Raw genomic sequence first — 26,948 nt, 5'->3', positions numbered from 1 at the left:
TTTTTATAGGAACACAACCATGTGGAATATGACCAAAACCTTCATGTTAATGGCGGCGATTACCGCGCTGTTCGTTGCGCTCGGTCAAGCCATTGGCGGCCAGACGGGTATGATTTTTGCTGTTGTTTTATCTCTGGCGATGAACTTTTTCTCATACTGGTTTTCAGACAAAATGGTCTTGAAAATGTACAACGCACGCGAAGTCGACGCGCAGTCCGCGCCTGAGTTTTACAGCATGGTCAGAGAGCTCGCCACTCGCGCTGAGCTGCCCATGCCCAAGGTTTATCTTATCAACGAGGATGCGCCCAATGCCTTCGCCACAGGGCGTAATCCAAACCATGCGGCCGTGGCGGCGACCACAGGCATTCTACGCGCCTTGTCTCCGCGTGAATTGCGCGGCGTGATGGCGCACGAGTTGGCGCACGTCAAGCACCGTGACATTTTAATTTCCACCATTGCTGCGACCATGGCAGGTGCGATTTCGTCATTGGCGAATATGGCTTTGTTCTTTGGTGGACGTGGCAACGATGATGAAGAGGGCGGTAGCTCAAATATATTCACCACCCTTGCCATGATGATACTCGCGCCTTTAGCCGCCAGTTTGATTCAAATGGCGATTTCTCGTTCGCGCGAGTATGAGGCTGACCGTGGCGGTGCCGAAATTGCAGGAGAGCCTTTGGCTTTGGCCTCTGCCTTGGACAAAATTCAAAAATACGCCCAAGGTATTCCCTTCGAAGCGGCGGAAGGCCATCCCGCCACTGCGCAGATGATGATTATCAACCCTTTATTCGGTGGCGTTTCCAAAATGTTTTCAACCCATCCCGCGACTGAGGAGCGCATTGCGCGCTTGCAAGAAATGGCGCGAACGGGGGTCTATCCTGTTTAATATTTAAAAAAAGCGCGGTTCTATCCGCGCTTTTTTATTCATTTTTTACGATTGACATCGGGTGGATTGTTAAAAGCTTCGTAGCGTTTAGCTAAAATCAGCCAGTCAATCTGTGCAATGACCGCCCCCATAAAAGCGTACAGCCCCACGCCTTGCCACGAGATGGCCCGATCGCCTAAATATTGTATGAAGGTAATGAGCACCGCAACCAGCATCGCCGTGCTGAGGATGTAAACCAACCGTCCTTTTGCCAGCAGTTTTTCAAAGCGGATAATATGAGCGGGTTTCATGTTTCTCTTTCGTTCTCTTCGGTTCTCTTGTATACAAATGGCACGACAATTATCGCGCCATTTTATCTCAAATCAGAAACAAACCGCTGCCTTTAATGACCGCCTGACGCTACCGCGCCTTTCACGGGTTTCGCCAAAAACACACAGAACATGAGCATGACAAATAGGCCTGCGGTGAGGTACAACACATCTAAAGTCGCCATGGTGCCCGCTTGTTGATTGACAATGCCATTGAGTGCGTTATACCTTTGCGCCTCGTTTAAACCGCGCTGCGTCAACTGCAGCATGTATTGGTCGTACATCGGGTTGCCTGGATGCAAATCCTCAACCAACCGCGCATGGTGAAAGGTGGTGCGACGTGACCACAGCGTCACGAATACCGCCGTACCAATCGCCCCACCCAAGGTGCGCAAGAAATTTGAAAAACCTGCGGCCGCCGTGATGGCCTCGCCTTCCAAGCCTTGCATGATGATGCCTGACAAAGGGATGAAGAAGAAGGGGATTCCCAAACCGAACAAGAAGCGTCCCAGCATGATTTGATTCATGGAGGCATCGGGCGTCAACAAGCTGCTGTACCACGCGCCAAATGCAAACAAACCAAACCCTGTCAGCACCAAGTAGCGTAAATCCACCTTATGCATATTCATGCCAATCACGGGCGAGAAAAATATCGAGAACATCGCCACAGGCGACACCGCCAAGCCTGAGTGAAAAGAGTCGTAGCCCATGACCGTTTGCAACCACAGCGGCATCACCACCATATTGCCGAAAAACACAGTAAAACCAATGGTTTGCAAGGCTGTGCCGATGGCGAAATTACGGTTTTTAATCAGCCGCACATCCACCACAGGATGCTTATCGTACCATTCCCAAACCACAAGAAAAGTCAATCCAATCACAGCGATGATGCTTAAGGTCACAACCTCATTGGACTGAAACCAACCCAAGTCGTTCGCATGCTCAAGCATGTATTGCAACGAGCCAACACCCAGCACCAGAAAGACCAAGCCCAAGGCATCAATCGGTTCGTATGACACTTCCGTGTCACGCCCCTTGAGCAGGGTGGATATGCTATACACACAAAATGCGCCAATCGGGACGTTGATGTAAAAAATCCACGGCCACGAGAAATTCTCGGTGATGTACCCGCCCATCACGGGGCCGACCACAGGCGCAATGACCACCGTCATGGCCCAAAATGCCATTGCCATTCCACGCTTGGCGGGTGGATAGCTGTTCATCATAATGGCCTGACCCAGCGGAACCATTGGGCCTGACACCAAGCCTTGCATCAGTCGAAAAGCGACCAGCATATTGTAATTCGTCGCCAAACCGCACAATACCGAGAACAGCGTAAATAAAGTAACCGACAAGATTAACAAGCGCACTTCGCCAACGCGACGCGACAACCAGCCCGTCAATGGCACCGCGATTGCCGCAGCAAGCGAATACGAGCTGATAATGGACGTGCCTTCATTGGCAGAAACCCCCATCGAACCCGCTATCGTTGGGACGGCGACATTGGCAATCGTGGTGTCCAACACCTCCATAAAAGTCGCCAATGCTGTGGCAACCGTGAGCATGGCAAGCGCCGCGCCTTTGAGTGGAGGAAGCTCGACGCGCTCCTTGCTTTCAGTGCCGTTTGACTCAATCGAATCGACCGTGGTGACAGAACTCATTTTTTTCTTTATTTAAGGATGCGCAGCACATCGGATTCAACGATGCGCACGCCATAATAATTTTTTTGCGCCAAAGACACTAAAGCACGCGCCACTTGCTCCGCGTGTATGGCTTGATATTTTTTGAGCGGGCCAATCAAGAAGCGATTGAGCAATGGCGCGAGCGATTGTGCTAAACGCTCCATGACCCGACGCTCTTGTCGCTCGCCCAAAATCAACGAGGGTCGGACGATGACTGTGGTTGGGAGTTTGAGCGCAATCACTTTTCGTTCAACTTCACCTTTGACGCGGTTGTAAAACACATTCGATGTGACCGACGCACCCAGCGCAGTCACCATCAGAACCTGCCGAGCGCCGTGTTTTTGTGCCCACTTAGCCACAGCATGCGGATACACGCAGTCCACTTGATAAAAAGCCTCTTGTGAACCCGCCGCCTTAATCGTTGTACCCAAGCTACAGAACACGTCGTCAACAGGTATGCCCAACGTGGGTAAAGCGTCAAAATCCACTTTAAATTCTATCAGCTTGGGGTGTGTGCGCCCCAGCTCACGTCGGGTTAGTACAATGACTTGCCCATAAGTGTCCGATTCAAGCAGACGGTTGAGCAAGAGTCGCCCAACCAAGCCTGTGGCGCCTACAATCAAAGCTACTTTTTGTGGTTTTATCGACATACGCTATTCTTTTTTGTTCAAACAGTGGGTTGACCTGCATTCATATCAATCCGTGTTGGCTCGCCTTAAAGCAACTTAATGCAAATTGCTCTTAATAATTTTGTCCGCTTCTGCATTGGCTTCCACTTCGTCTGACTGGTACACCGTGGTTTGCAGATTTTCAGGAGCGGCCATGCCATTCACCGCGCCCAAAACCGCACCATCGCGTTTATGCGTATCCACACGAGCAATCATTGACATGCCTACCCGCAAAGGCGTTTTTGCCAACTGCTCTGATTTGAGCAATATGCGCACAGGTACTCGCTGCACAATCTTAATCCAGTTGCCCGTGGCGTTTTGTGCGGGCAACACTGAGAATGCAGAGCCAGTGCCAATTGCGATGCCTTGCACTTCACCGTCAAAAGTCACTCGGCTGCCATACATGTCCGATTTGATGGTCACAGGCTGACCGACGCGCAAATTGGCCAATTGCGTTTCTTTAAAGTTGGCATCGACCCAGACTTGATTCGCCGCAACAAGGTTCATGAGTGGCGTGCCTGGTGAAATTTGTTGCCCGACTTGCACATAGCGTTTGGCGACAAAACCATCCATGGGCGCCAGCACCGCAAGTCGCTTGTTGTTGATGTAGGCGGTGCGGAAGCTGGCTTTAGCCGCTTCAATCACGGGATGATTGGCAATGGTTGTGCCTGCAACCTGCGCCACGGCTGTACTGCGTTGGGCCTGCGCCACGCCGAGAGCGGCTTGCGCTCGAGCTAGGGTATCTTGCGCTTGAGCAAATTCTTCTTTGCTCACCGCACCCGTTTTGACCAGCGGCGCACGGCGGTTGACGGCATCTTGTGCTGTTTTTAAATTCACACGCGCTTGGAATAATTGAGCATCAGCGACATTGGCGTTATTAAAGCTTTGTTGAATTTGGCGCACCGTTTGCGACAACTGAGCGCGCGCTTGTGATAACGCCACTTCTGCATCGGTTGGGCTTAACTTGACCAGCGGCTGGCCTGCATGCACCTCTTGATTTTCATCGGCTAAAATCGCTTCAACCGTGCCGCCTGTTTGGGCATTGATGGCAACGATATTTCCGTTCACATACGCGTTGTCTGTTTCTTCTTCATAACGCAAGACAACAAAGTAATACGCCAACCAAGCTAAACCCGCCAGCAAAAACAAGCCGCCGATGAGCAACATTTTGCGTTTGCGCGTGCGCTCATTCTCGCTATTGTCGGTGTTTTGGTCTTTCGGTATCACGCTGACGGTTGCAGGTTGGGTCACTTCTGTCTGCGCAGCATCATTATTGTGCTCTGTACTCATGATGTTCCTTGTTTAATCTGTGTCTTTAACTTCAAATGTTTAAACGATTCGTTATTGTTGCGGCGTTACGCTCTGCTTGCTTTCGCCCCACAAGCCTTCAAACCCTGTGCCAAGACTAACGGCGAGCTTGGCCTCTTGGGCGCGACGAGCGGCATATTGGGCAATCAATGTGTCTTGCGCACTCAGCACGCTGGCTTGCGCCACGAGGCTTTCCATTTGTGGCGCAATGCCTTGTGCGTAGCGCGACTGTGACAACTGCGCCAAGTGTTCGTTATCGTTTACGAGGCGTATCTGCTGCGTGATTTGCGTGGCTGTATTGCGATAACTCGCCAATTGTTGCCCTGCATCCGAAATCGCTTGGTATACCGTCTGATTATATTGCGCGATGGTTGAGTCCAGCACGGCCTGCTGGTTTCGCAATTTTGCATTTAAAGCCGCACCACTAAAAATCGGCAGCGTAATGGCTGGCTCTACCGTATCAAAACGACTGCCCGCTTTAAATAAATTATTTAACCCAATCGCCTGAAAACCCGCTGATACGCTCAAATTAATGTTCGGATAAAACTCTTTTCGTACGGCATCAACATTCTCACTGGCGGCGATGATGTAATGACGCGCAGCGGCGATGTCTGGGCGCGCACCCAAAATGTCGGCAGGCAGCTCATTGGGTAGACTTAACCCAAGCCAGCGATTCGGCATTGCGACATGAGGCAATTGAGCAGGGGTTGTACCAACTAAAGCGGCCAGTTGTGCCATTAAAATTTCTCGTTGCGCGACAAATGTGCCGCGCAGTTGTTCAAGTTGAGCAATCACGCTGTCAATTTGCACACTGGCTTGCACAGGCTGCAAGCCAGCTCGCTCACGTTCAGACCAGCGCATTTTATTGGTGTTTTGTAAGTCAATTTGCGAGGACAACAATTTTAAGCGACCATCAAGCGCCGCCAGTTGCGCATGCAATCCAATAATATTTGCAGCGATGGTTTGTCGCGCCGCCTCGTATTCGAGGTCGGCCGCAGCGGCTTGACCCAATGCCGCGCGATATTGCGAACGCTTGCGCCCCCACAAGTCCAAGTCCCACGACAATGAGGCGGCCACCACACCTGAATATTTCCACTCGCCACCTAAAGCGGGTGGGTAAATATAATTTTCAGAATAGGTTTGCCCCATCGGCGCCAATCGAATACCGCCCGATGGATACGACAGTTTTTTAACCGCATCGGCCGCAACTTGTGCGCTTTCCACTCGAGTTGCGAGCACCTGTAAGTTCGGCGAACCTGCAAACGCCTGCTCAATTAGGGCATTGAGCTGCTCATCTTGATATTGCCGCCACCAGCCATTTTTCGGCCAATTCGCACGCGCCTGCGCGCTGGCTTCTGGCAGTTTGAGCTCACTCAAAGACACTTGTTTGAGCGGTTCATGCGTACCGCTGACAATGGCACAGCCCGAACCGAGTGCCGTCAGCGTCACAATCAAGCCTGCTCGGCTGATACTGTTCACAATCGGCTTTAGCCCTGTTTTTTGTTTTTCCATCATTTACTCAATTTACGGAGGGGTTACCCATTCACCTAATCGGACACAAACTTGCACCACTCATTTATTTTGATTATTCAGCAGTTGTTTGAGTAGCAAGCAATAAAGGTGCTGTTTGAGAGAGTTGCGACTCTTTTTCGGCTTGAGCATTCAAAACCAACAACAGCGATGCCTTCAAATCAGATTTTTGTTTGTCCGACAACACCGCCAAATACTCATCTTCGGTTTGATACGCAATTTCGCGCGCCTCTTTAAACAGACGCTCACCTTCTAGCGTCAGCACGACACGGTATTGGCGCCTATCTTCTACATGCCGCACCCGCTCAACCAAGCCACGCTGTTCTAACGCGTCTACCAGACTAACCATTGTACTACGGTCAATCAATAGGCCTTTGGCGATATCTAACTGTGAAAAAGACGTATTTTTATAAGCGGCACACAAAATCAAAAAACCTTTTACAGTCAAATTAACTCGCGCCAAATGTTTATTAAACAAATCCGTACAGCCATGTGCTGCTCGGTTGATTAGTGCAATCACTGGTTTCATCTCGTTAGGGATGGCTGAAAAAACACAGTCTTTTTTCTCGGTTTTAGAGTTCATAAAAACTTTGTAAATATTTAATCATTTATTTTAATAATCAGTTTACCTGATTATTTTATTTTGTCAATTAATATAAACCTTAGTCTATTCTTTAACCCTCGCCCAATCAAAAATGCGACACGAGGAGACTTTGTCACTGATGCAAATACCAATGGTGCATTTTGAAATAAAAAAAGCCTCAAGTTAAAAACTTGAGGCTAAACGTCATTTCTGACCACCCCGCTTAGGGAGGAAAAGCGGGGGAGGCTTGCGCCTAGGTCATAATGTAATACAAATGGATAAAAAAAACAAGTGCTTTGTGGAAAATACTTAGAGATTTGTGTTTTTCATCCAACTTATTTGCGCTTTAAGCATGGTTATTTTTACCTAGTTAGGCAAATAAAGTAAAAAATCATTTCTTAGTTGCGTCAGCCGCTGCACCTTTAGCAGCTGGATCAACAGGCTCAGGGAAATGACCGCCTGATTTGCCCGTCATGTACACAATGGCTCGACCAATCTCAAGGTCTGATAACTTAGGGTTACCTCCTCGAGCAGGCATTTGGTTAAAACCCTGCACCGCATGTTGAAACAACATGTCATAACCCTTACCAATGCGAGGCGCCCAATCACCGTTGGCACCAATTTTAGGCGCGCCATTTGTACCCGCTGTGTGACAGCTTGTGCACAAACCTTCAAAAACCTGTTGGCCTGTCTGCGGACCCTTAACCGCTGGAACCAGCTCAAAACCAGCAACAGGACGCAAGCGGTCTGCAATAGCCGCGGCACTCATATTTTCGCCTGTCGTTGCCGTAGATGGGTTAATCGCTTGCGCCAGTAAATACAATAAAACCAATGGGGCAGCGGCCAAGCCAAAAGCAACGCCAGCGACGCTTAAAGCACTCTTAGCGTCGAGTTGTTCAGTTTCGTCATGTGGGGTGTGAAGGGGCTGTTGCGACTGTGTCATTTTAAGTTCCTGTAGCGTGAGGCCGTAAAGCCGTGCGGTTCAATGAATACCTCTATTGTAATCTTAAAACCATAATAAATAAATGGTTAAGCCACATTCAAATGCAATTCGATTTGAAATTGCCACACTATGTCCACATTCTGTGTCGCTTTGCCACAATTGCAGTAAGGCACAACCAGAGCTGTACTGCAACGCGCTAAAAATATAGTTGAAACATTGGACAACAACGATATTGAGCTTACCCATAAACACCTTTACCTATACATACACGAACTCAGCTACAATAGCTTAGATTGTTGTCAAGCAGCTCCAATCAAAGCAACATCTGTTGCAATATTACAAAACAATGGCAAACCTCAGCGCTTTTTAAAAAGATTCAACACTCACCGACAATCAATAGTCGGCTTTCATTTTCTACAATATGAAAAAAATACATGTTTTTTTTACAGGCGGCACCATTGCCATGCGCACAAATGCCGAAGGTTTACTTGTTCCAGCCGTTTCTGGAGACGAATTAACAGCCTCCATTCCCGCATTAAAGGAAATTGCAGAAATTAGCAGCACTCAAGTATCTAACTTACCCTCGGCACAAATGTCACCCAATAAAACACTAGAACTGCGCCAACACATCATAGACACACTAACGGATGAATCCATTGCGGGCATCGTCATTGTTCACGGCACAGATACCTTAGAAGAAACCGCCTTTTTATTGGATGCATCGCTTGGAGACAATCAGCTCCACAACAAGCCCGTCGTCCTCACTGGCGCAATGCGCAGCAATGATCAACTGTCCAGCGATGGAATGGCAAACTTGCTGGCTGCAGTGCGCGTGACCTCCGATGATGACTCTCTCAAGCGCGGCGTCATGGTTTGCTTGAATCAAGAAATTCATAGTGCTAGATATGTGCGCAAAATGGATACCAGCAGCTTACACACTTTTTGCTCGCCTCAGTTCACCGCTCTGGGACGCATCTCACACAATCAGACCGTTCAATATCTTGTGCCCGCCCAACGTTTCACCCCTCACATTGATGTTTCACGTGAAACATCCGAACTCCCGCGCGTAGACATCATCAACATGTATGCAGGTGCAGACGCAAGCCTGCTTCACGCCAGCATCAAGCTCGGGGCACAAGCCATTGTGGTGCAAGCTGTTGGCGCGAGCAGTGTCAACCTCGAGTTGTACGATGGCATCGTGCAAGCCATCGAACAAGGAGTTGCTGTTGTGATAGCCTCCCGCTCACCTTTGGGATTATGCGAACCTGTTTATGGCTACAAAGGGGGAGGGCAAACCTTAGCTGAACTGGGCACATGTTTTGCACATGACTTGCCCGCACACAAAGCGCGCCTCTATACACAGCTTTTGTTATCGCGCTCCCAGCACAACAACGATGATGCCATCGACCACATCCAAAAAGGTTTTCAACAACTCAAACTGCCTCACTAATATTATTCAACAACAAAAGAGACAACCATGGACTTTTTAACACCCGAACTATTATTACTATTACCACTCGCATTCGTCGCGGGCTTGATTGACTCCGCCGTTGGCGGTGGCGGCTTAATTCAAGTGCCTGGTCTATTCGGCATCCTGCCTCAACAAACACCAGCAACCCTATTGGGTACGAACAAATTATCAAGCATTTGCGGAACAGCCATCGCAGCCAAACAATACGCCAAGCGCGTCCAGCTCAATTGGAACATGCTCAAAGGCGCAATTATAGCCACACTCATTTTTTCGGTTGTTGGCGCAAACGCCGCCGTTTTGTTACCCGTCCAGTATTTACGCCCCATCATGCTGGTTCTTTTGCTTTTGATGGTCACCTATACTTTTTTGAAAAAAGATTTGGGTCAAATGCACATTGATTTAAAACTAAGCACGAACCAAGAAAAAAAGCGTGGTTTAGCGGTAGGGGTAGGTATAGGCCTGTATGATGGTTTTTTTGGGCCAGGGACTGGTTCTATTTTAGCTTTTGTATTTGTTAAACTATTTGGTCACGATTTTTTGAAAGCCACTGCACATTCAAAAATCTTAAACCTTGCCGCCAATTTTGGTGCGCTTGCACTATTCGGATTGCAAGGGCATGTTCTTTGGCTCACTGGCGCACTGATGGGAATGAGCAATATATTGGGCGCATTGTGTGGCACACATGTCGTTACAAAATACGGAACGCCTTTTATTCGCAAAGTTTTTATCGTCATTCTGTCAGTCACGATTGTTAAATTCACTTACGACACCATCAAGGTTTTTCTTTAAAACACCATACATATTCTCATGAAAATGCGCAGTTCACTGCGCATTTTTTGTTTCACGTGAAACATAATCGCTTTTCTAGTTATCAAACCCGATGGATTAGGTTCAAAAAAACAACTCATTTGTATGTTTCACGTGAAACACAAATGAAGAAAAGAACAACTACGGTATAATTATGGCTACTTTAAGAAAGCTGTTTAAACATGATTTACCAAAAAAATTACGACGTGATTATCATTGGCGGTGGACACGCAGGTACAGAAGCTGCGCTCGCCTCGGCACGCATGGGCTGCCAAACACTTTTGCTGACGCACAATATTGAAACTTTAGGGCAAATGAGTTGCAACCCATCTATCGGCGGGATTGGCAAGGGACATTTGGTTAAGGAAGTGGATGCGCTTGGCGGGGTTATGGCGCGAGCAGCCGATTTAGGCGGGATTCAGTTTCGTATTTTAAATTCAAGTAAAGGTCCCGCTGTTCGTGCCACACGCGCGCAAGCCGACCGAGTGCTGTACAAGGCTGCGGTACGTCACGCATTAGAAAACCAAGAAAACCTTGATTTATTCCAACAAGCGGTTGACGACTTGATTGTTGAAGGCGACAAAGTGACAGGCGTTATCACTGAAATCGGCATTCAATTCAATGGCACTTGCGTGGTGTTGACAGCAGGCACTTTTTTAGGTGGAAAAATCCATGTCGGCCTAAACAACACAACGGGCGGCAGGGCAGGTGACCCAGCGGCGCTGCGCCTATCGGATCGGCTAAAAGAACTCAACCTTGGACAAGGACGGCTAAAAACAGGCACACCGCCACGAATTGACGGACGCACCATTGATTACAGCCGAATCACTGAACAACCTGGCGACCTAGACCCTGTCCCCGTTTTTTCATTCATGGGTCGAGCCGAACAACACCCGCGCCAAGTCCCGTGCTGGATTACCCACACCAACGCACGCACGCACGAGATTATTCGCAACGGCCTATCACGCTCGCCCATGTACACGGGCGTGATTGAAGGCGTGGGGCCGCGCTATTGCCCATCAATTGAAGACAAAATTCATCGGTTTGCCGATAAGGAACAACATCAAATTTTCTTAGAGCCAGAGGGCTTAAGCACGCACGAATTTTACCCAAACGGCATTTCAACCAGCCTCCCATTTGATGTGCAAATTGACCTTGTGCGCTCCATGGTCGGCTTGGAAAATGCGCATATTTTGCGCCCTGGATACGCCATTGAGTACGATTACTTTGACCCTCGCGGGTTAAAAGCCACTTTTGAAACCAAAGCCATCGCCAACTTGTATTTTGCAGGGCAAATCAACGGCACCACAGGCTACGAAGAAGCCGCTGCGCAAGGTCTGCTCGCAGGTGCAAATGCGGGCAGACGCGCACAAAACAAAGAAGAATGGCGACCCGCACGACACGACTCGTATCTCGGCGTATTGGTGGACGACCTCATCACAAAAGGGGTCAGCGAGCCTTACCGCATGTTCACCAGCCGCGCAGAATATCGCTTATCGCTCCGCGAGGACAATGCAGACGCGCGTTTAACCGCGATTGGTCGTGAGTTGGGCTTGGTTGGTGATGCGCAATGGCATTACTTTGAACGCAAAATGGAAGCCGTTGCGCGTGAGCAAGAACGTCTCAAGTCCACTTGGGTCAATCCAAACAACTTTTCCACAGAAAGCGCGACCGCATTACTAGGCAAAAACATCGAGCGCGAATACAGCCTCGCTGATTTGCTTCGCCGCCCTGAAGTGACGTATGACAAACTCATCACGGCCGACAATGCACGTTTTGCGCCGAGCGTTTCATTGGCTGACAACCCGATTGACGAGCAGATTGTCAAAGAGCAGGTTGAAATAGCTATTAAATACGCGGGCTACATTGAGCGACAAAAAGACGAAATCAGTAAACACGCCAATCACGAGAGCACGCGCATCCCAAGTGACTTAGACTATATGGATGTCAAAGGCTTATCCATCGAAGTGCGACAAAAGCTCGCTAAAAATGCACCCGAAACCGTTGGACAAGCCGCACGTATATCAGGCATCACGCCCGCCGCCATTTCGCTGCTGCTGGTGCACATCAAACGCACCAACCAAGCCCATGCGAAAAAAATGGAGCAGGGCGCATGACTCGTATCACCGCTTTCAACCCAATTCACGTTCGCGCCCAACTTGACGCAGGCTTAGCACAGACTGCCCTTGAAGTCAGCCTTGAGCAACGCAGCCAGCTCGTTGAATACCTCAGTCTCATGGCAAAATGGAACCATGTCTACAACCTATCCGCCATCCGCGATGCAGACAAAATGGTCAGTCATCACCTGCTGGATAGCCTTGTCATATTGCCCATTTTAGAAGAGTGGATAACTGATTTGAATATGAGTGAACACGCCATTTCCGTACTCGATGTCGGTACGGGCGGTGGTTTGCCTGGTGTGGTATTAGCCATCATGCGTCCAAATTGGCAACTCACTTTAATTGACCCTGTCCATAAAAAAACAGCGTTTTTACAACAAGTTAAGGGACAGCTAGCACTCACCAACTTAAATGTGATTACAGGGAAAGTGGAAGACTTACCGACAAGTCAAAGTCACAACATCATCACCAGCCGCGCTTTCGCCAGTGTCATTGATTTTGTGCAATTGTCAGAAAAGGCGCTTGCCGACAACGGCTTCTTTGCTGCGATGAAAGGGGTCTTTCCCGAAGATGAAATGGCAGAGCTTCATCGAGCATTCATAGGAAAATGGAACGCCACTTCGGTTGAACTGCACGTCCCCCAATTGGATGCACAACGACATTTGATACAACTAAAACGCAGTTAAAAAAGGCCAATACATGACAAAAATATTCTGCATTGCCAATCAAAAAGGCGGGGTCGGTAAAACCACCACCACTGTTAACCTAGCCGCCGCACTCGCCAAACTTGGACAACGGGTGCTCTTGGTTGACCTTGACCCACAAGGCAACGCCACCATGGGCAGCGGGGTCGACAAACACAGTTTGCCCTCAACGGTATACCACGTGTTGCTCGGACTAAAAAGCATCCAGAGTGCCATTGTGAAACCGCCCGAAGTCGGATACTCACTGCTCGCCGCAAACCGTGACTTGGCTGGGGCTGAGATTGAACTGGTTGATTTAGAACGACGCGAATACCGTTTAAAAGAAGCGCTTGCGCAAGTGCAAACACACTACGATTATGTGTTGATTGATTGCCCACCCTCGCTGTCGATGTTGACACTAAACGGCTTGTGCAGCGCGCAAGGTGTGATTATTCCCATGCAATGCGAATATTTCGCCTTGGAAGGCTTGAGCGACTTGGTCAACACCATTCGCAGTTTGCACGCCAACCTCAATCCTGATTTAGAAGTGATTTGCCTATTGCGCGTCATGTTTGACATGCGCATCACACTGCAACAACAGGTCTCTGATCAACTCAAAGCACATTTTGGCGACAAAGTATTCAACAGTGTCATTCCACGCAATGTACGCCTAGCCGAAGCACCCAGCTACGGCTTGCCAGGCGTCATATACGACCCCTCATCACGCGGTGCAAATGCCTATATTGAATTTGCCGAAGAACTACTGACACGCAACTATTAGGACAAGACATGGTGACTAAACAAAAAAAAGGGCTTGGACGCGGACTTGAATCGTTACTCGGCGCATCCAACAGCATGAATCAACAAGCACATGACGCCGCAGAAAACCCTGCAGGCAACTTGCAAATGCTCGCGCGCGACAAAATGCAAGCGGGTAAATACCAACCGCGTAACCACATGGATGAAACCGCACTGACCGAGTTGGCCAGCAGCATCGCCTCCAATGGCTTGATGCAACCCATCACCGTCCGCGCCATCGGCAACGACCTCTACGAAATCATCGCAGGTGAACGCCGCTATCGAGCCGCAGGCATCGCTGGGCTAACCGAAGTACCTGTGCTTATCGTTGATGTGGATGACAAGCAAGCGCTCTCGCTTGCCCTTATTGAAAACATCCAACGCGAAGACCTTAACCCACTCGAAGAAGCACAAGGCTTGCAACGCCTCATCGCCGAATTCAATTACACACACGACACCTGCGCCAGCGCCATTGGCCGTTCACGCAGTGCGGTGTCAAATTTATTGCGTCTATTGAACCTCGCCCCCGCCGTGCAAACCATGCTACTTGCAGGCGATATTGACATGGGGCACGCACGCGCCTTGCTTAGTCTTGAATCCGCCCAACAAGTGATGCTCGCACAAGAAATTAACGCCCGTCGCCTATCCGTACGCGACACTGAAAAACGCGTGCAAGCAATTTTAAAAGGCGAGGGCGACAAGAAAGAAAAAATGCGCGTCGTCTCTGGCGACATCATTCGCCTCGAACAGCAATTGTCAGATTGTTTAGGCGCAGCAGTCTCACTCAAAATGGGCAAAAAAAATCAAGGCAAGATGGTCATTGAATTTGCCAATTTGGACGTATTGGATGGGATTATGGCAAAACTGGGCACGCCTCAATAAAGTCAAAAAAACATGCCGTCCGTCGGCATGTTTATCAATATCCTTCAAACCTCATCATTCAACTCATTCCATTCAGCCATAAACACGCTATCATCCCTAATTCACCATTCACCCCACCCAATCAGCTTCCAATAGAAGCGTGATTACAAACACCTTTTTTATGGCCAAATCAGAAATTTATTTTGTCACCGACATTGAAACCGACGGCCCCATCCCAGGGCCTCACTCCATGCTGTCGTTTGCCAGCGCAGCGTATTCTGCTGCGGGTGAGCTGCTTGGCACATTCAGCACAAATTTAGAAATGCTCGAAGGCGCGAGCGGTCATCCGTTTACCATGAAATTTTGGGCTGGAGAACCAGAGGCGTGGTCAGCGTGTCGCCTCAATCCAGTTCCTCCAGAAACGGCCATGAAAGATTTTGTGAAATGGATTCGACAGACCTGCGGCAACAGCAACAGCCCCGTGTTTGTTGGCTATCCTGCTGGATTTGATTTTACATTTATATTTTGGTATTTAATCAAATTCACGGGCGAATCGCCGTTTTCATGGTCTGCTTTGGACATGAAAACCTTTGCCATGGCCATAACGGGATTGCCTTTTAAACAAGCCATCAAGCCGCGTTTGCCAAAAGAATGGCTGCCCGAAGATTTGCCTCATACCCATATCGCTTTGGATGATGCGCTCGAACAAGGTCATTTGTTCAGCCAGATGCTCAAGGTCTGGCGCGCACAGCACGACGAACAACAGATTGACTCAAATTAATTCAAATACATAAAAAAAAACGGCGATATAACATCGCCGTTTTTTTTAGTCTAAGACTGCACCGTATACTTTAGATTAAGGCTTAGGTGCTGGATCCATAATGTGCTTGGTGATGTACCACTGTTGCGCAATAGAGAAAATATTGCTGACAACCCAGTACAAAACAAGACCCGATGGAAAGAAGAAAAAGGTCACACCAAAAATCAAAGGCATCATCAGCATCATACGTGCTTGCATCGGATCGGCTGGTGTTGGGTTCAATTTGGTTTGAATGAACATGGTAATCATGTACAACACGGGCAAAATCCAAAGCGGGTCAGGCACGGATAAATCCTTAATCCAACCCATCCACGGCGCGCCGCGCATTTCAACTGCGGCTTGCAACACATAAAACAAAGCGATGAAGATTGGCATTTGCACCAACATTGGCAAACAACCACCTGCTGGGTTTACTTTTTCTGCTTTGTACAACTCCATAGTAGCTTGATTCAGCTTCATGCGGTCTTCACCGTACTGCTCTTGTAAAACCTTTAATTTAGGCGCAAGGGCTTTCATTTTCGCCATGGATTTATAACTCGCCGCCGTTAAGGGGAAGAATGCCAATTTCATTAAAATTGTCAAAGCAATAATTGTCCAACCCCAGTTGCCGATGAATGCATGCAAAAAACCCATAAACCAATGCACAGGCTTGGCAATAATCGTCAACCAACCATAATCAACGGTCAATTCTAAACCTGGTGCAATGGCCGCCAAAGTTTTTTGGTCTTGCGGTCCCACATACAGTTGAGCGTCAAAACTGGTTTGACCTGCAGGCGCAACTTCAGGCAAACTCGTGATTTCACCAACGTTATACGCGGCGAAAGGGCGGCTCTGAATCGTATCCGTGTAAAAAGTGCGCTCAACTTTTTCAGGCATCACCCATGCCGAAACGAAGTAGTGCTGCACCATACCGACCCAACCATTGTCAGCCTTGGTGGTGTAATCAACTTTGCCTTTTGCAATGTCTGCAAACGGAACTTTTTTAAATTTATTTTCTTCGTTATACACCACAGGACCCGTGTAGGTCACATAAAAACGCGAGTCACCTATATCCGATGTGTCACGCGCAAGATCCAAGTACAAGCGGGGTACAAACGCGTTGGCACTGGCATTATCAATTTCGTGTTTGACATCAACAAGGTAACTGCCACGTTTTAACGTGTAAATTTTACGCAAAGTCACGCCATTGTTCTGCGCAGTCAAAGTGATGCTCACCGCATCTTGACCGTCTTTCATTACGCTTTCAGGCGCGCTCGCAGTAAAAATGGTTTTGTGATTTAAACCCAACTCTGCATTGGCTAAACCACTGCGAGCGAAATACACTTGATTTGGATTTTTAACCTCAGGGTCGCTGGACGCGCTATTAAACAACACTGTATTTAAAGAATCGTCGTGGTTGTTTTTAAACTGCTTCAATTGAGCCAATTGCACCACACCGCCTTCGGTGTTGATTTTCAGACGCAACACATCATTTTCTAACAGCAAAGCTTGACCCTTGAGCTGAAAACCTTCTGCGCTGTTACTTGGTTTAGCATCGCTCGATGTAGACGATGCAGAAGCAGGCGTAACCGCACCACTGGTTTTAGATTCAACAGCAGCAGTTGATGCCGTTGGCGCTGGCATGTGCTGTAACTGCCAGTTATTCCATAACAACAGCAAAGAACCTGCAAAGACCAACCACAATAGGGTACGTGGTGAAAAATTCTTCATTATTTTTTCTCTAAACAATTAAATCAAACAATTAGGACCCGCCCGCATTTGCTAAAGTAAGTACACTTACTAAAACACCTCATCAAACACGCACAACAAGCTGGTTATTATATCAACTCCTGCGACAACCGCAGCTTTGATTTAACGCTTCGACCGTCGGTACCTCATCGATACCACCTGGATAACCGGGACGACACCTTGCAATGCGTTTCACCGCCAACCAACCACCGCGCCATGCACCATGTCGTTCAATCGCAATAATGGCATAACGCGAACACGTTGGATAATAACGGCAATGATTCGCTGTCAAAGGGCTAATCAACAACTGGTACGCACGCACCAAAGCAATAAATATGCTTTTCATAGCGAAGTGCCTTCGTCACGCGAACCTTTTCGGGTTTTAAGCTGCGTTGCAAAAACCATGCCTTGAGCAAATAAGTCAAACAACTGAGCAGCCCATTCACGTTTTAAAGCTGACGACAAGGGCAAATGATTCACCTTGCTCTTTAATCGCACCACCCATAAACCATCAGACAAATCGGCAGCATGCAAACGAAAATACTCACGCGTTAACCGCTTAACCGTGTTCCGACGTATTGCATGCTTTGCTAACTTTTTGGGTACCACGATGCCAATTTTTGACCAAGGCTCGGTTACAGAAGTTGTTTTTGTACCTGAAGTTTGGGGGGAGTGCGCACAAAAATGCAAAGCAAAACATTCTGTTTGAGCACACGTTTTCATGCGCAAAGCGGATGCATACGCATCCGCTTTGAGTATTTTACGTGTACGAGGCAAGCCTAAATTAGGTCGCACCATGGCATCAACCAAAACATCTATCGGCTAAACCAGCCATACGACTAAATTAAACTGCCAAACGTGTACGGCCTTTAGCGCGACGAGCGCTCAAAACAGCACGACCACCACGAGTTTTCATACGAGCACGGAAACCGTGAGTGCGTTTACGACGAACCACTGAAGGTTGAAAAGTACGTTTCATATTATCTCTACCCAAACAAAAATTGCACAGTTGCAAAAAATTCTTCCGAAAGCAACGCTGTGTTGCACATCAATCTTGGATGCACTTTGCGCTTTCACGAATCAAGCATTAAACCCGATTTCTCTAATAATTGCAATAGTTTACTGATGTATTCTCATAAATTTAACGCTTTTACATATAAAACTGTGGATAACTTTGCCTGTTGATGCTTAAAAAGTGTAAAATAGCCACATCTTAAAAACTCTAAATCAGAACTATCCATCATTTGACTTTTAAAAGTAAAACCGATGTTGGCTGATGGCGCAGTTTTATCCCCCCAATAAAACGAATTTGCTTTTTTGAGTTCAGACTCAAATGGGTTAATCATCTATTTTCGAGTGTATATATGCTGGTATTTTGGCAAGCCTGTTTAAATCAACTAAAAAAAGAGCTGACGCCTCAACAGTTTAAAGCGTGGATTACGCCCTTGGCTCCTGTTGATTACAACGACAATAACAATGACAACGCGGTATTAACCATCAGCGCGCCCAGCCGCATCAAAGCCGATGCATGCGCACGTCAATTTGGTGAACGATTGCAAGCTTTGGCTCAAGAATACTGGGGGCATCCCGTTCAAATCACGTTTACTGTATCTGCCAAAAGAGCCGTTACAAAGACAACCGTCGCAACAGAAACAGCTGTACCCAATAAAAAAGAAGTTAATACTCACTCATCTGAAATTCAAGACAAAAAAGCCTCTACCGAAAAAACAGATGAAGCAAACGAAAAGTTATTCAAAGATTCTAACCTTGAAGCAGAGCTAACTTTTGATAGTTTGGTCACGGGTAAAGCGAATCAATTGGCCAAAATGATTGCCTATGAAGTGGTTGAGCAACCGGGTCGAAAATACAATCCATTTTTTATTTACGGTGGTGTAGGTGTGGGTAAAACTCACTTAATGCATGCCATTGGAAATGCGGTTCTTGAGCAAAACCCAAGTAAAAAAGTTCGCTATTTATTTGCCAACACTTACGTGAGTGAAATCGTAAAGGCTTATCAAAATAATAAATTTGACGAGTTTAAACAGTACTATCAAAGTTTAGACATGTTATTAATTGATGACATCCAATTTTTTGGCGATGGTAAAAAAGAAGGCACACAGTTTGCGTTTTTTGAATTATTCGAATCTTTAATTCGTGACAACAAGCAAATTATTATTACCAGCGATCGTTACCCAAAAGCACTTGAAGGCATTCAAGAACGACTGCGCTCACGATTTGAGTCGGGCATCAGCATTGAAATTGAACCACCTGAATTAGAAATGCGGGTAGGCATTTTGTTAAAAAAAGCAGCTCATGAAGGCATTGCTTTGTCAGAAGATGTGGCTTTTTTCATAGCCAAACTTCTGCGTGCAAATGTACGAGAACTTGAGGGTGCACTAAGAAAAGTGATTGCATACTCTCGTTTTCACAAACAAGATATAACGGTTGAAAGCACAAAAAGCGCACTTAAAGATTTGCTCAACAACAACCAAGACCAGATTTCCATCGAATCCATTCAAAAAGCAGTTGCTGACTTTTATAAAATCAGCCTCGTTGACATGCATTCTAAGAAAAGACCAAAAAATATTGCCTTTCCTCGACAAATTGCCATGTTTCTTGTGAAAGAGTTGACCCAAAAAAGTTTACCTGAAATTGGCGCAGCGTTTGGTGGGCGAGACCATACCACTGTTCTGCACGCAGTACGAAAAATCACTGAGGACAGACGCGTTGACAGTAAATTAAATCACGAAATACATTTATTAGAACAAATTCTAAAAGGATGACTCTATTTAATAGGGTATTTTTTAAAATTTTGAATAAGTTGTGGGTAAGCTGTGAATAAGTTTTAATAAAAAAGGATAACTTTTAAAAGCCAATTAAATTCTGTCTTTTTCAAGGTTTTATCAACAAGGCATCCACAAGATAAAAACTACTGTAAAATGTTGTATTGATTGTTTTTTTAGCTTTATCCACAGAAAAAGTGTGAGTAAATAAATATAGTTTAATAAAAGGATTTTTATTATGGAATTGGTGAAATGCAGTAAAGACACATTATTAAACCCACTCCAGGTGGTATGTGGCATTGTCGAACGCCGTCATACACTGCCTGTATTGGCCAATGTGTTATTCAAAAAGAGTGCAAACACCTTGACATTAACCAGTACGGACATTGAAATTCAAATTAAAACCCAATTGTCTGTCGAAGATGGTGAAGCAAATGATGTCAACACCACGGTTAATGCTAAAAAATTACTGGATATTTTAAAATCATTGCCAGAAGGTAAAGATGTAGCCTTAAATTTAAAAGACAACAAAGTGGCCATCAGCTCAGGCAAAAGTAAATTCAACTTACAAACATTGCCAGCCAATGATTTTCCAGAAATGGCAAAGACAGGTGAATTTACTCATAAAATCACCATAAAACAAAAAAGCCTGACTGAATTACTCAACAAAGCTCATTTTGCAATGGCTGTGCAAGACATTCGTTACTATCTCAATGGCATGTTAATGATGGTTCAAGGCAATGAATTGGTCGTTGTTGCAACGGACGGACATCGTTTAGCGTATGCACAGACGTCAACAGACCAAGATTTAGGTGAAAAGAAAGAATTCATCTTGCCTCGTAAAACAGTTTTAGAGTTGCAACGCTTATTAAAAGACAATGATGAAGACGTTGTAATTGAATTGTCGAACAATCAAATTCGTTTTACTTTTAATGACATTGAATTAACGTCAAAGTTAGTTGAAGGTAAGTTCCCTGACTATCAAAAAGTGATTCCAAAAGATTACACCAAAGCTGTACAAATCAATCGACAAGTTCTACAACAGGCCTTGCAACGTGTTGCCATTTTGAGCAATGAAAAATTCAAAGGCGTTCGTTGTTTAGTTGAAGCAAATACGATTAAAGTCAGCTCAACAAACACCGACCAAGAAAATGCATTGGAAGAACTGGACGTTGAATACTCAGGTGAACCTTTAGACATTGGTTTTAATGTTCATTATTTACTTGATGTACTCAGTAACCAAAAAACTGAAAACATTATTTTGAACTTGGGTAACAGCGCAAATCAAAGTGTTTTAATCACCGTAACCGAAGATGACACATTTAAATATGTTGTGATGCCAATGCGTATTTAATAAAAAATTAAAGGCGATTTTTAAGCTAATAATGGTTCAACCATTTGATTTATTTAGATTTTTAAACGCTGTTGAATTTGATACGAATAAATAGTTTTATATTTTCCGTATTTTCTTAAGGAAGAAAATGACTAATCAAGCAGTAAACCAACCCGCTGAATACGGTGCCGATTCAATTAAAATGCTTAAAGGCCTAGAGGCCGTGCGCAAACGCCCTGGGATGTATATTGGTGATACAGGCGATGGAACGGGCTTACACCACATGGTTTTTGAAGTACTGGATAACGCCATTGATGAGGCCTTAGCGGGACACTGCGACGATATTGTCATCACAATTCACCCTGATAACTCCGTCTCTATCAGTGATAACGGTCGAGGCATTCCAACCGATATTCACAAAGAAGATGAGTTTGGTCGAAGTGCAGCAGAAATCGTCATGACAGAATTGCACGCAGGCGGCAAATTTGACCAAAACAGTTATAAAGTCTCTGGTGGCTTGCATGGTGTGGGTGTTTCAGTCGTTAATGCTTTATCAGACTGGCTTAAATTGACCATTCACCGCGAAGGTAAAACCCATGCCATGGAGTTTCGTGCAGGTGAGCGTGTTAAACCTTTAGAAATTATAGGCAACACCAACAAAAAAGGCACTGAAGTGCATTTTTTAGCAAGCACTGAGATTTTCGGCGATGTGACATTTCACTACGAAATTTTATCTAAACGCATCCGTGAATTGTCTTTCTTGAACAACGGCGTGAAAATGCGTTTAATCGATTTACGCAACAACAAAGAAGAAGAATTCGCGTTCAGTGGTGGTATGGCTGGTTTTGTCGAATACATCAATCGTTCTAAAAGCACACTGCATTCAAAAATATTTCATGCGGTGGGCGAAAAAGACAATGTTTCTGTTGACGTCGCCATGCAGTGGAATGACAGCTATAACGAATCGGTGCAATGTTTTACCAACAACATTCCACAACGTGACGGCGGTACACATTTAACAGGCTTACGGGCAGCAATGACGCGCGTCATTAACAAATACATTGATGAAAATGATTTTGCTAAAAAAGCCAAAATCGAAACATCAGGCGATGACATGCGCGAAGGGCTGACCTGCATATTGTCAATTAAAGTGCCTGAGCCCAAATTCTCATCACAAACAAAAGATAAATTGGTTTCATCCGAAGTCCGTTTACCCGTAGAAGACATTGTGGCAAAAGCATTAAGCGACTTCTTACAAGAGAACCCCAACGAAGCAAAAATCATTTGCAACAAAATCGTTGAAGCTGCCCGCGCCCGTGATGCAGCGCGTCGTGCGCGCGAAATGACACGGCGTAAAGGCGTATTAGACGGCGTTGGTTTACCAGGAAAATTAGCCGATTGCCAAGAAAAAGACCCCAGCATGTGTGAAATTTTTCTTGTCGAGGGTGATTCCGCAGGTGGCTCAGCTAAACAAGGGCGAGACCGCAAGTACCAAGCGATTTTACCGCTCAAAGGTAAGATTTTAAATGTTGAAAAAGCCCGTTTCGACAAGATGTTGTCCAGCCAAGAGGTAGTGACCTTAATCACAGCACTTGGTACAGGCATTGGAAAAGACGATTACAACGTTGAAAAACTGCGTTATCACCGCATCATTATCATGACCGATGCGGACGTTGATGGTGCGCACATTCGCACCCTGTTGTTGACGTTCTTTTACCGCCAAATGCCCGACTTGGTTGAGCGGGGACATATTTATATCGCACAGCCACCGTTGTATAAAATCAAACAAGGCAAAGACGAACGCTATATCAAAGACGATGCAGAAATGAACCAATACGTGCTCAATATTGCATTGGAAAAAGCCCGTTTAACGACGCACACCGAACAAGTCATCGAAGGAGACACCTTGGTTGAGTTGGCGCGCCAATACCAACTGGCCGAAACCATTGTGCGCCGTTTATCCAACTCGTATGAACCCTTACTATTGCGCGCCATTGGCGACGGCTTAATGCTCGATTTAAGCAGCAAAGAAAGTGCGGAACAAAGCGCAACTGCATTGCGTGACTATTTCTCACACCAGCCCGCGATTAAATTGGATGTATGGGTGCAAGAAGATGCGCATGGCATGCCACGTTTGATGATACATCGTCGCCATTTTGGTAATGTTAAACTTTCGTACGTCACGCAAGAATTTACCCAAAGTGCCGATTGTTTGAATCTGAAACAAAGCGCGAAACTGTTTGGACAACACATGGGCGTTGCTCAATCTGAACATTGGGTCACTGTTAGCCGAGGTGAAGGCGAAAAAATGCGTCAAGCCCGCGTAAAAGATTTTCATCAAGCAATGAAATGGTTGCTTGAAGACGCAGAGCGTAACATCAGCAAGCAACGTTATAAAGGCTTAGGCGAAATGAACCCAGACCAATTATGGGAAACGACAATGGATGCTTCAGTACGCCGCTTGTTACAAGTGAAAATTGAAGATGCGATTGCCGCCGACCAAATTTTCTCGACACTGATGGGCGATGACGTTGAACCTCGTCGCGCATTCATTGAGACCAATGCGGTGTATGCAAACAACGTAGATACCTAATATGTATCGGATTTGTCTCAAATAAAAAATGCCCTAACGGGCATTTTTTTTTGCTCGTCATATTGAATTACATCTCGCTATTGGGAAAAAGGAGTTTGGGGCTGGGGAGAATTATAAGTATGGGGGTAATGCGTGAGATATAGAACTGAAATTTTTAGGGCTATCTCTTCTGTAAGTCATTCACCAACTCAAAAATGTATTGTTGTTGTCGTATAGGCAGCAAAGCAAACTTTTTAATCATCATTTTTTGTAATTCTGTATACTCGCGTTCTATATTTTTTGTAGGTTCGTGACCAGTTTTTAACCACACACTCGAAACACCCAGCCAATTAGCTAGAGTTTCGATTTTGTCAACTGAAGGTATAGCTTGAGCGGTTAATCATTTGTGTGTGGTGGCGCAAGTTAAACTGCGAGACATTTGAGTGGGACGGGCAAATTCAAACCATACGGGTATTTTGCAGGCGATGATTGGTCAATAGATACAAGAAGCGTGGCTCTTAAATGACAGAGAGGTGAGCAGTCTCAATGTAGAAATGGGGTTTTCACGGATAGGAATGCAAGTTCCTAATTTTGAAATTAACTCAAGTGATATGCGTTTTGCTGCTGCAAATAACCAATGTAAAAATGCCCTTCGGCATCGAGATTTAAAGGCGGGTAAGTGAAAAAATCAACTAATTTAAAGAAAAGTCTTTTGTTGTTAGGTTTAACAATTAGCAGTGCCTGTTTTGCAAAAGAAACCATTGTTTGCCAATCTAAAACTCTTGATGAGATGATGCTTTATCTTGATACTGGTAAGCTTAAAGGAAAAACTATAAGCTGTATCAGCGGCGATTTATGGGCTGTTGATGGGAACAGTTGTTCGGCGAATGGTTACTATGCTTTGCATGCTAATTCAGGTATCCTATTTTCCTTTGTAAAGAGTTGGCAAGATGCAAGTGATGGTGATACTCTAACTTATTTTTGGAAGAATGAAGCAGGTATTCTTTTTTCTGCATCAGGGGTACTTGCAGGTGGTGATGGTGTCGAGTTTTATTTGAATCGCCATACAGGGAAAGCCGTTTTTAAAAACCATGTTTTAAATCAAAAAGTCGATTTTTTTTGTTCAAAAATAAAAAAGAACAAGGTGTAAAATCATGAGCAAATATAAGAAATCATTTATTTCACTTGCTTGTGTTTTTTGTTCAAACATAACAGCTGTTTATGCTACGCAAATGGAGGATGGTTATACTTGGACAGCAAGTGATAACACTGGAAATAATTTTTTTATCCATTACCCCAGCATTCAATTTGACGCCATAAATCCAAACTTGGTTTATGCTTGGTTCAAATATATTCCTGCAAGCTCAAAAGGCTATACTCAAACGCGTCAAATCATTGATTGTTCAAATCTCCTTTCTGCAGTCACAAACATAATTGCTTTTGATAGGTTTGGCAAGGCAATTAGTCGTGTTCAAACGCCGATACAATTTGTAGCAACTAACCCAAATTCGGTGGGTGAGATGGGATATAAAGCCGCTTGTACACACAAAGCCTATTTACAACGAGTTGTACCGTGAGTGATAAATTAAAAATATGGTTGTTTTTTGGGGTTGCCTTTATCGCATGGGCGATCTATGACGACCACAAAGTAGCCCAACGCAAACAAGAAAAAGAGGCTAAAGAGGCGGCTTGCTTGGTAAGTCGTGATTGTCAAAATGTAGACACAAAAATTCAATCGCTTTCGGATAAAACACCATTGGTGCAATCACCCAAAACAGGCGATTTTTTTTTCAAGGGTGAAATTTGCACAAAAAATTGTGCGGAACTTCAAGCGGGTTATTATTGGGCTGACCGACTTGGAGTATCAAAAGACACAGCCTGTGATGGGCGTAATCCATCATTTACGAAAGGGTGCTTGCTGTATGTATCCGAACGAGAATCTGAAATGAGCAATGACACTTACGAAGAAGACACAAGAGAAATTCCTGATTATTGCGAAATGGATGCACGATGCAGGTAAAAAATAGCGGCTTGAAAAATGTCACGCTAATTATTTTTTTAGTTGCCGCCCTTTTGGGTTGTGGTAAAACTGAAAACAAACCACCCAGCACGGCAGGTAAAACATCAGAGCTCGTTTTTGTGAAATATCAGGGCATGGTTGATGTATCACGTATGCAATGTGAGACTATTACACGCAGTTCATTTATCAACCGTCTTTGTTATGACGCGATTGAAAGGTATACGGTGGTACTTTTACAAAATGAGTATTATCATTATTGTGGCGTGCCGAGTAACATTATTTCAAATTGGCGTGAAGCTGATTCAATGGGAAGATTTTACGGCAAAAATATCAAATCAAATTTTGACTGTAGACTTTCAACACCCCCTGCATATGCATTTAATAATAAGAGCAATCCCTCAATGGTTAACAATACGCCTGCTGAAAACTTCAAGTCAACACCTGAATATATTCCTATAGCACCCGCATCAAGCACACCTGAGCCGTTGATACAGCAAGAAACTGCACCATTAAATTCTGTTGATGCTCGCTCATTAAATGCTGATGGTATTCGTTTAAGCAAACAAGGCAACATCGAGCAAGCGTTATTAGCCTTTGAGCGAGCGGCACAATTAAACCCAAACGATGGTGAAATTTTGGGCAATCTTGCTTATAGTCATTATCAACAGGGGCATTATGAAGCGTCAGAGCAGGTACTTTATCGTGCGTTGAGTATCAAACCTAAGCGTGGCGCATCGTGGATTTTGATGGGTCAACTTCGCTCGGTGCGTGGTGACTTGAATGGTGCAGTTGAAGCATTGGATAAATATCTGTATTTCTCCAGTCGCAAGAACGCAGCAGTTGAGCAGTTAGTCGGCTGGGCAAACGGTTATGGGGATGGAGCGAATATCCCAGTGCTTAGACAGGCTGCCGCACAATCTTTGGCTAACGCGGGTTATTAATAGCTCAACAGTGTAGTGACTCATTTTTGATTGATGCAGCCAGCGTTGCATTAAATGGTATTCATAATAAAAATCTTGAGAAGCGTGCATTATGGTACGTGTT

Annotated in this window: 27 protein-coding genes; 15 read left to right on the top strand and 12 right to left on the bottom strand. The window is 45.6% G+C overall.

The window, feature by feature from the left end; all coding sequences use genetic code 11:
* Nucleotides 1-19: 19 nt before the first annotated feature.
* Nucleotides 20-886 (top strand): zinc metalloprotease HtpX, encoded by an 867-nt coding sequence (gene htpX / locus DFR44_RS02185; RefSeq protein ID WP_133619085.1) that lies wholly within the window; start codon nt 20-22, stop codon nt 884-886.
* A 38-nt stretch (nt 887-924) separates the two neighbouring features.
* Here htpX and DFR44_RS02180 read toward each other — a convergent pair whose 3' ends face one another.
* The 7 genes from DFR44_RS02180 to DFR44_RS02150 form a co-directional block, all read right to left on the bottom strand.
* Nucleotides 925-1,176: a hypothetical protein gene (locus DFR44_RS02180; protein ID WP_133619084.1), complete on the bottom strand. Its 252-nt coding sequence runs from the start codon at nt 1,174-1,176 to the stop codon at nt 925-927.
* Between the two features lie 92 nt (nt 1,177-1,268).
* Nucleotides 1,269-2,855 carry a DHA2 family efflux MFS transporter permease subunit gene (locus tag DFR44_RS02175; RefSeq protein WP_133619083.1) on the bottom strand — a complete coding sequence of 529 codons (1,587 nt, stop codon included), beginning with the start codon at nt 2,853-2,855 and terminating at the stop codon, nt 1,269-1,271.
* An 8-nt stretch (nt 2,856-2,863) separates the two neighbouring features.
* Nucleotides 2,864-3,526 (bottom strand): NAD-dependent epimerase/dehydratase family protein, encoded by a 663-nt coding sequence (locus DFR44_RS02170; RefSeq protein ID WP_133619082.1) that lies wholly within the window; start codon nt 3,524-3,526, stop codon nt 2,864-2,866.
* A gap of 75 nt (nt 3,527-3,601) precedes the next feature.
* Nucleotides 3,602-4,834: an HlyD/EmrA/EmrK family protein gene (locus DFR44_RS02165; RefSeq protein ID WP_133619081.1), complete on the bottom strand. Its 1,233-nt coding sequence runs from the start codon at nt 4,832-4,834 to the stop codon at nt 3,602-3,604.
* A 51-nt stretch (nt 4,835-4,885) separates the two neighbouring features.
* Entirely contained in the window at nt 4,886-6,367 is a 1,482-nt protein-coding gene (locus DFR44_RS02160) for an efflux transporter outer membrane subunit (protein WP_133619080.1), read from the bottom strand.
* A 70-nt stretch (nt 6,368-6,437) separates the two neighbouring features.
* Nucleotides 6,438-6,965, bottom strand: a complete 528-nt coding sequence (locus tag DFR44_RS02155) for a MarR family winged helix-turn-helix transcriptional regulator (protein ID WP_133619079.1) — start codon at nt 6,963-6,965, stop codon at nt 6,438-6,440.
* A gap of 391 nt (nt 6,966-7,356) precedes the next feature.
* On the bottom strand, nt 7,357-7,908 hold the full coding sequence (locus DFR44_RS02150) for a c-type cytochrome (protein WP_133619078.1): 552 nt from the start codon (nt 7,906-7,908) through the stop codon (nt 7,357-7,359).
* A 421-nt stretch (nt 7,909-8,329) separates the two neighbouring features.
* Here DFR44_RS02150 and DFR44_RS02145 point away from each other — a divergent pair, with 421 nt between their 5' ends.
* From DFR44_RS02145 to DFR44_RS02115, 7 genes are all read left to right on the top strand, one after another.
* A complete protein-coding gene (locus DFR44_RS02145; RefSeq protein WP_133619077.1) occupies nt 8,330-9,358 on the top strand; it encodes an asparaginase in 1,029 nt (342 codons plus the stop codon).
* A gap of 27 nt (nt 9,359-9,385) precedes the next feature.
* Nucleotides 9,386-10,168, top strand: a complete 783-nt coding sequence (locus tag DFR44_RS02140) for a TSUP family transporter (RefSeq protein ID WP_133619076.1) — start codon at nt 9,386-9,388, stop codon at nt 10,166-10,168.
* Between the two features lie 200 nt (nt 10,169-10,368).
* The gene (gene mnmG, locus DFR44_RS02135; protein ID WP_133619075.1) at nt 10,369-12,303 is read left to right on the top strand and encodes a tRNA uridine-5-carboxymethylaminomethyl(34) synthesis enzyme MnmG; all 1,935 of its coding nucleotides are present in this window, start codon (nt 10,369-10,371) and stop codon (nt 12,301-12,303) included.
* A complete protein-coding gene (gene rsmG / locus DFR44_RS02130; protein ID WP_133619074.1) occupies nt 12,300-12,992 on the top strand; it encodes a 16S rRNA (guanine(527)-N(7))-methyltransferase RsmG in 693 nt (230 codons plus the stop codon). Before mnmG ends, rsmG begins: the two co-directional genes overlap by 4 nt.
* Nucleotides 12,993-13,005: 13 nt before the next feature.
* A complete protein-coding gene (locus tag DFR44_RS02125) occupies nt 13,006-13,770 on the top strand; it encodes a ParA family protein (protein WP_133619073.1) in 765 nt (254 codons plus the stop codon).
* Between the two features lie 8 nt (nt 13,771-13,778).
* Entirely contained in the window at nt 13,779-14,669 is an 891-nt protein-coding gene (locus tag DFR44_RS02120) for a ParB/RepB/Spo0J family partition protein (RefSeq protein WP_133619072.1), read from the top strand.
* A 160-nt stretch (nt 14,670-14,829) separates the two neighbouring features.
* Nucleotides 14,830-15,429 (top strand): 3'-5' exonuclease family protein, encoded by a 600-nt coding sequence (locus DFR44_RS02115; protein ID WP_133619071.1) that lies wholly within the window; start codon nt 14,830-14,832, stop codon nt 15,427-15,429.
* A gap of 75 nt (nt 15,430-15,504) precedes the next feature.
* Here DFR44_RS02115 and yidC read toward each other — a convergent pair whose 3' ends face one another.
* From yidC to DFR44_RS02090, 5 genes are all read right to left on the bottom strand, one after another.
* On the bottom strand, nt 15,505-17,178 hold the full coding sequence (gene yidC, locus DFR44_RS02110) for a membrane protein insertase YidC (protein WP_133619070.1): 1,674 nt from the start codon (nt 17,176-17,178) through the stop codon (nt 15,505-15,507).
* A 112-nt stretch (nt 17,179-17,290) separates the two neighbouring features.
* Entirely contained in the window at nt 17,291-17,542 is a 252-nt protein-coding gene (gene yidD / locus DFR44_RS02105) for a membrane protein insertion efficiency factor YidD (RefSeq protein WP_133619069.1), read from the bottom strand.
* Entirely contained in the window at nt 17,539-17,994 is a 456-nt protein-coding gene (locus tag DFR44_RS02100; RefSeq protein WP_133619068.1) for a ribonuclease P protein component, read from the bottom strand. The genes yidD and DFR44_RS02100 overlap by 4 nt, the downstream gene beginning before the upstream one ends.
* A 46-nt stretch (nt 17,995-18,040) precedes the next feature.
* Nucleotides 18,041-18,175 (bottom strand): 50S ribosomal protein L34, encoded by a 135-nt coding sequence (gene rpmH, locus DFR44_RS02095; RefSeq protein WP_133619067.1) that lies wholly within the window; start codon nt 18,173-18,175, stop codon nt 18,041-18,043.
* 154 nt (nt 18,176-18,329) lie between these two features.
* Complete coding sequence (locus DFR44_RS02090) at nt 18,330-18,542, bottom strand: hypothetical protein (protein ID WP_133619066.1); 213 nt, start codon at nt 18,540-18,542, stop codon at nt 18,330-18,332.
* An 18-nt stretch (nt 18,543-18,560) separates the two neighbouring features.
* Between DFR44_RS02090 and dnaA the strand changes: the two genes are divergently transcribed.
* The 7 genes from dnaA to DFR44_RS02055 all read left to right on the top strand — a co-directional run bounded on the left by dnaA (nt 18,561) and on the right by DFR44_RS02055 (nt 26,845).
* Nucleotides 18,561-19,979, top strand: a complete 1,419-nt coding sequence (gene dnaA, locus DFR44_RS02085) for a chromosomal replication initiator protein DnaA (RefSeq protein ID WP_133619065.1) — start codon at nt 18,561-18,563, stop codon at nt 19,977-19,979.
* Between the two features lie 238 nt (nt 19,980-20,217).
* Nucleotides 20,218-21,333 (top strand): DNA polymerase III subunit beta, encoded by a 1,116-nt coding sequence (gene dnaN, locus DFR44_RS02080; RefSeq protein WP_133619064.1) that lies wholly within the window; start codon nt 20,218-20,220, stop codon nt 21,331-21,333.
* Nucleotides 21,334-21,460: 127 nt separating this feature from the next.
* Nucleotides 21,461-23,905 (top strand): DNA topoisomerase (ATP-hydrolyzing) subunit B, encoded by a 2,445-nt coding sequence (gyrB, locus tag DFR44_RS02075; RefSeq protein WP_133619063.1) that lies wholly within the window; start codon nt 21,461-21,463, stop codon nt 23,903-23,905.
* A gap of 658 nt (nt 23,906-24,563) precedes the next feature.
* Nucleotides 24,564-25,034 (top strand): hypothetical protein, encoded by a 471-nt coding sequence (locus tag DFR44_RS02070; RefSeq protein WP_133619062.1) that lies wholly within the window; start codon nt 24,564-24,566, stop codon nt 25,032-25,034.
* 4 nt (nt 25,035-25,038) lie between these two features.
* Complete coding sequence (locus tag DFR44_RS02065) at nt 25,039-25,461, top strand: hypothetical protein (RefSeq protein ID WP_133619061.1); 423 nt, start codon at nt 25,039-25,041, stop codon at nt 25,459-25,461.
* Complete coding sequence (locus tag DFR44_RS02060; RefSeq protein ID WP_133619060.1) at nt 25,458-25,904, top strand: hypothetical protein; 447 nt, start codon at nt 25,458-25,460, stop codon at nt 25,902-25,904. The genes DFR44_RS02065 and DFR44_RS02060 overlap by 4 nt, the downstream gene beginning before the upstream one ends.
* Nucleotides 25,895-26,845: a tetratricopeptide repeat protein gene (locus tag DFR44_RS02055; RefSeq protein ID WP_133619059.1), complete on the top strand. Its 951-nt coding sequence runs from the start codon at nt 25,895-25,897 to the stop codon at nt 26,843-26,845. Before DFR44_RS02060 ends, DFR44_RS02055 begins: the two co-directional genes overlap by 10 nt.
* Nucleotides 26,846-26,948: the final 103 nt, after the last annotated feature.

The organism is Hydromonas duriensis (assembly GCF_004363775.1).
Lineage (GTDB): Bacteria > Pseudomonadota > Gammaproteobacteria > Burkholderiales > Burkholderiaceae > Hydromonas > Hydromonas duriensis.
The sequence above is the reverse complement of the archived record's forward strand: the minus strand, read 5'-3'. Positions and strand labels throughout refer to the sequence as shown.

Coding starts and splice junctions, on each gene's coding strand:
- DFR44_RS02170 (WP_133619082.1), bottom strand. CDS start 3,526: ATGTCGATAAAACCACAAAAAGTAGCTTTGATTGTAGGCGCCACAGGC.
- mnmG (WP_133619075.1), top strand. CDS start 10,369: ATGATTTACCAAAAAAATTACGACGTGATTATCATTGGCGGTGGACAC.
- DFR44_RS02100 (WP_133619068.1), bottom strand. CDS start 17,994: ATGGTGCGACCTAATTTAGGCTTGCCTCGTACACGTAAAATACTCAAA.
- rsmG (WP_133619074.1), top strand. CDS start 12,300: ATGACTCGTATCACCGCTTTCAACCCAATTCACGTTCGCGCCCAACTT.
- DFR44_RS02140 (WP_133619076.1), top strand. CDS start 9,386: ATGGACTTTTTAACACCCGAACTATTATTACTATTACCACTCGCATTC.
- yidC (WP_133619070.1), bottom strand. CDS start 17,178: ATGAAGAATTTTTCACCACGTACCCTATTGTGGTTGGTCTTTGCAGGT.
- htpX (WP_133619085.1), top strand. CDS start 20: ATGTGGAATATGACCAAAACCTTCATGTTAATGGCGGCGATTACCGCG.
- DFR44_RS02065 (WP_133619061.1), top strand. CDS start 25,039: ATGAGCAAATATAAGAAATCATTTATTTCACTTGCTTGTGTTTTTTGT.
- DFR44_RS02115 (WP_133619071.1), top strand. CDS start 14,830: ATGGCCAAATCAGAAATTTATTTTGTCACCGACATTGAAACCGACGGC.
- DFR44_RS02120 (WP_133619072.1), top strand. CDS start 13,779: ATGGTGACTAAACAAAAAAAAGGGCTTGGACGCGGACTTGAATCGTTA.
- yidD (WP_133619069.1), bottom strand. CDS start 17,542: ATGAAAAGCATATTTATTGCTTTGGTGCGTGCGTACCAGTTGTTGATT.
- dnaA (WP_133619065.1), top strand. CDS start 18,561: ATGCTGGTATTTTGGCAAGCCTGTTTAAATCAACTAAAAAAAGAGCTG.
- DFR44_RS02125 (WP_133619073.1), top strand. CDS start 13,006: ATGACAAAAATATTCTGCATTGCCAATCAAAAAGGCGGGGTCGGTAAA.
- dnaN (WP_133619064.1), top strand. CDS start 20,218: ATGGAATTGGTGAAATGCAGTAAAGACACATTATTAAACCCACTCCAG.
- DFR44_RS02155 (WP_133619079.1), bottom strand. CDS start 6,965: ATGAACTCTAAAACCGAGAAAAAAGACTGTGTTTTTTCAGCCATCCCT.
- DFR44_RS02090 (WP_133619066.1), bottom strand. CDS start 18,542: ATGATTAACCCATTTGAGTCTGAACTCAAAAAAGCAAATTCGTTTTAT.
- rpmH (WP_133619067.1), bottom strand. CDS start 18,175: ATGAAACGTACTTTTCAACCTTCAGTGGTTCGTCGTAAACGCACTCAC.
- DFR44_RS02160 (WP_133619080.1), bottom strand. CDS start 6,367: ATGATGGAAAAACAAAAAACAGGGCTAAAGCCGATTGTGAACAGTATC.
- DFR44_RS02055 (WP_133619059.1), top strand. CDS start 25,895: ATGCAGGTAAAAAATAGCGGCTTGAAAAATGTCACGCTAATTATTTTT.
- DFR44_RS02180 (WP_133619084.1), bottom strand. CDS start 1,176: ATGAAACCCGCTCATATTATCCGCTTTGAAAAACTGCTGGCAAAAGGA.
- gyrB (WP_133619063.1), top strand. CDS start 21,461: ATGACTAATCAAGCAGTAAACCAACCCGCTGAATACGGTGCCGATTCA.
- DFR44_RS02150 (WP_133619078.1), bottom strand. CDS start 7,908: ATGACACAGTCGCAACAGCCCCTTCACACCCCACATGACGAAACTGAA.
- DFR44_RS02145 (WP_133619077.1), top strand. CDS start 8,330: ATGAAAAAAATACATGTTTTTTTTACAGGCGGCACCATTGCCATGCGC.
- DFR44_RS02175 (WP_133619083.1), bottom strand. CDS start 2,855: ATGAGTTCTGTCACCACGGTCGATTCGATTGAGTCAAACGGCACTGAA.
- DFR44_RS02165 (WP_133619081.1), bottom strand. CDS start 4,834: ATGAGTACAGAGCACAATAATGATGCTGCGCAGACAGAAGTGACCCAA.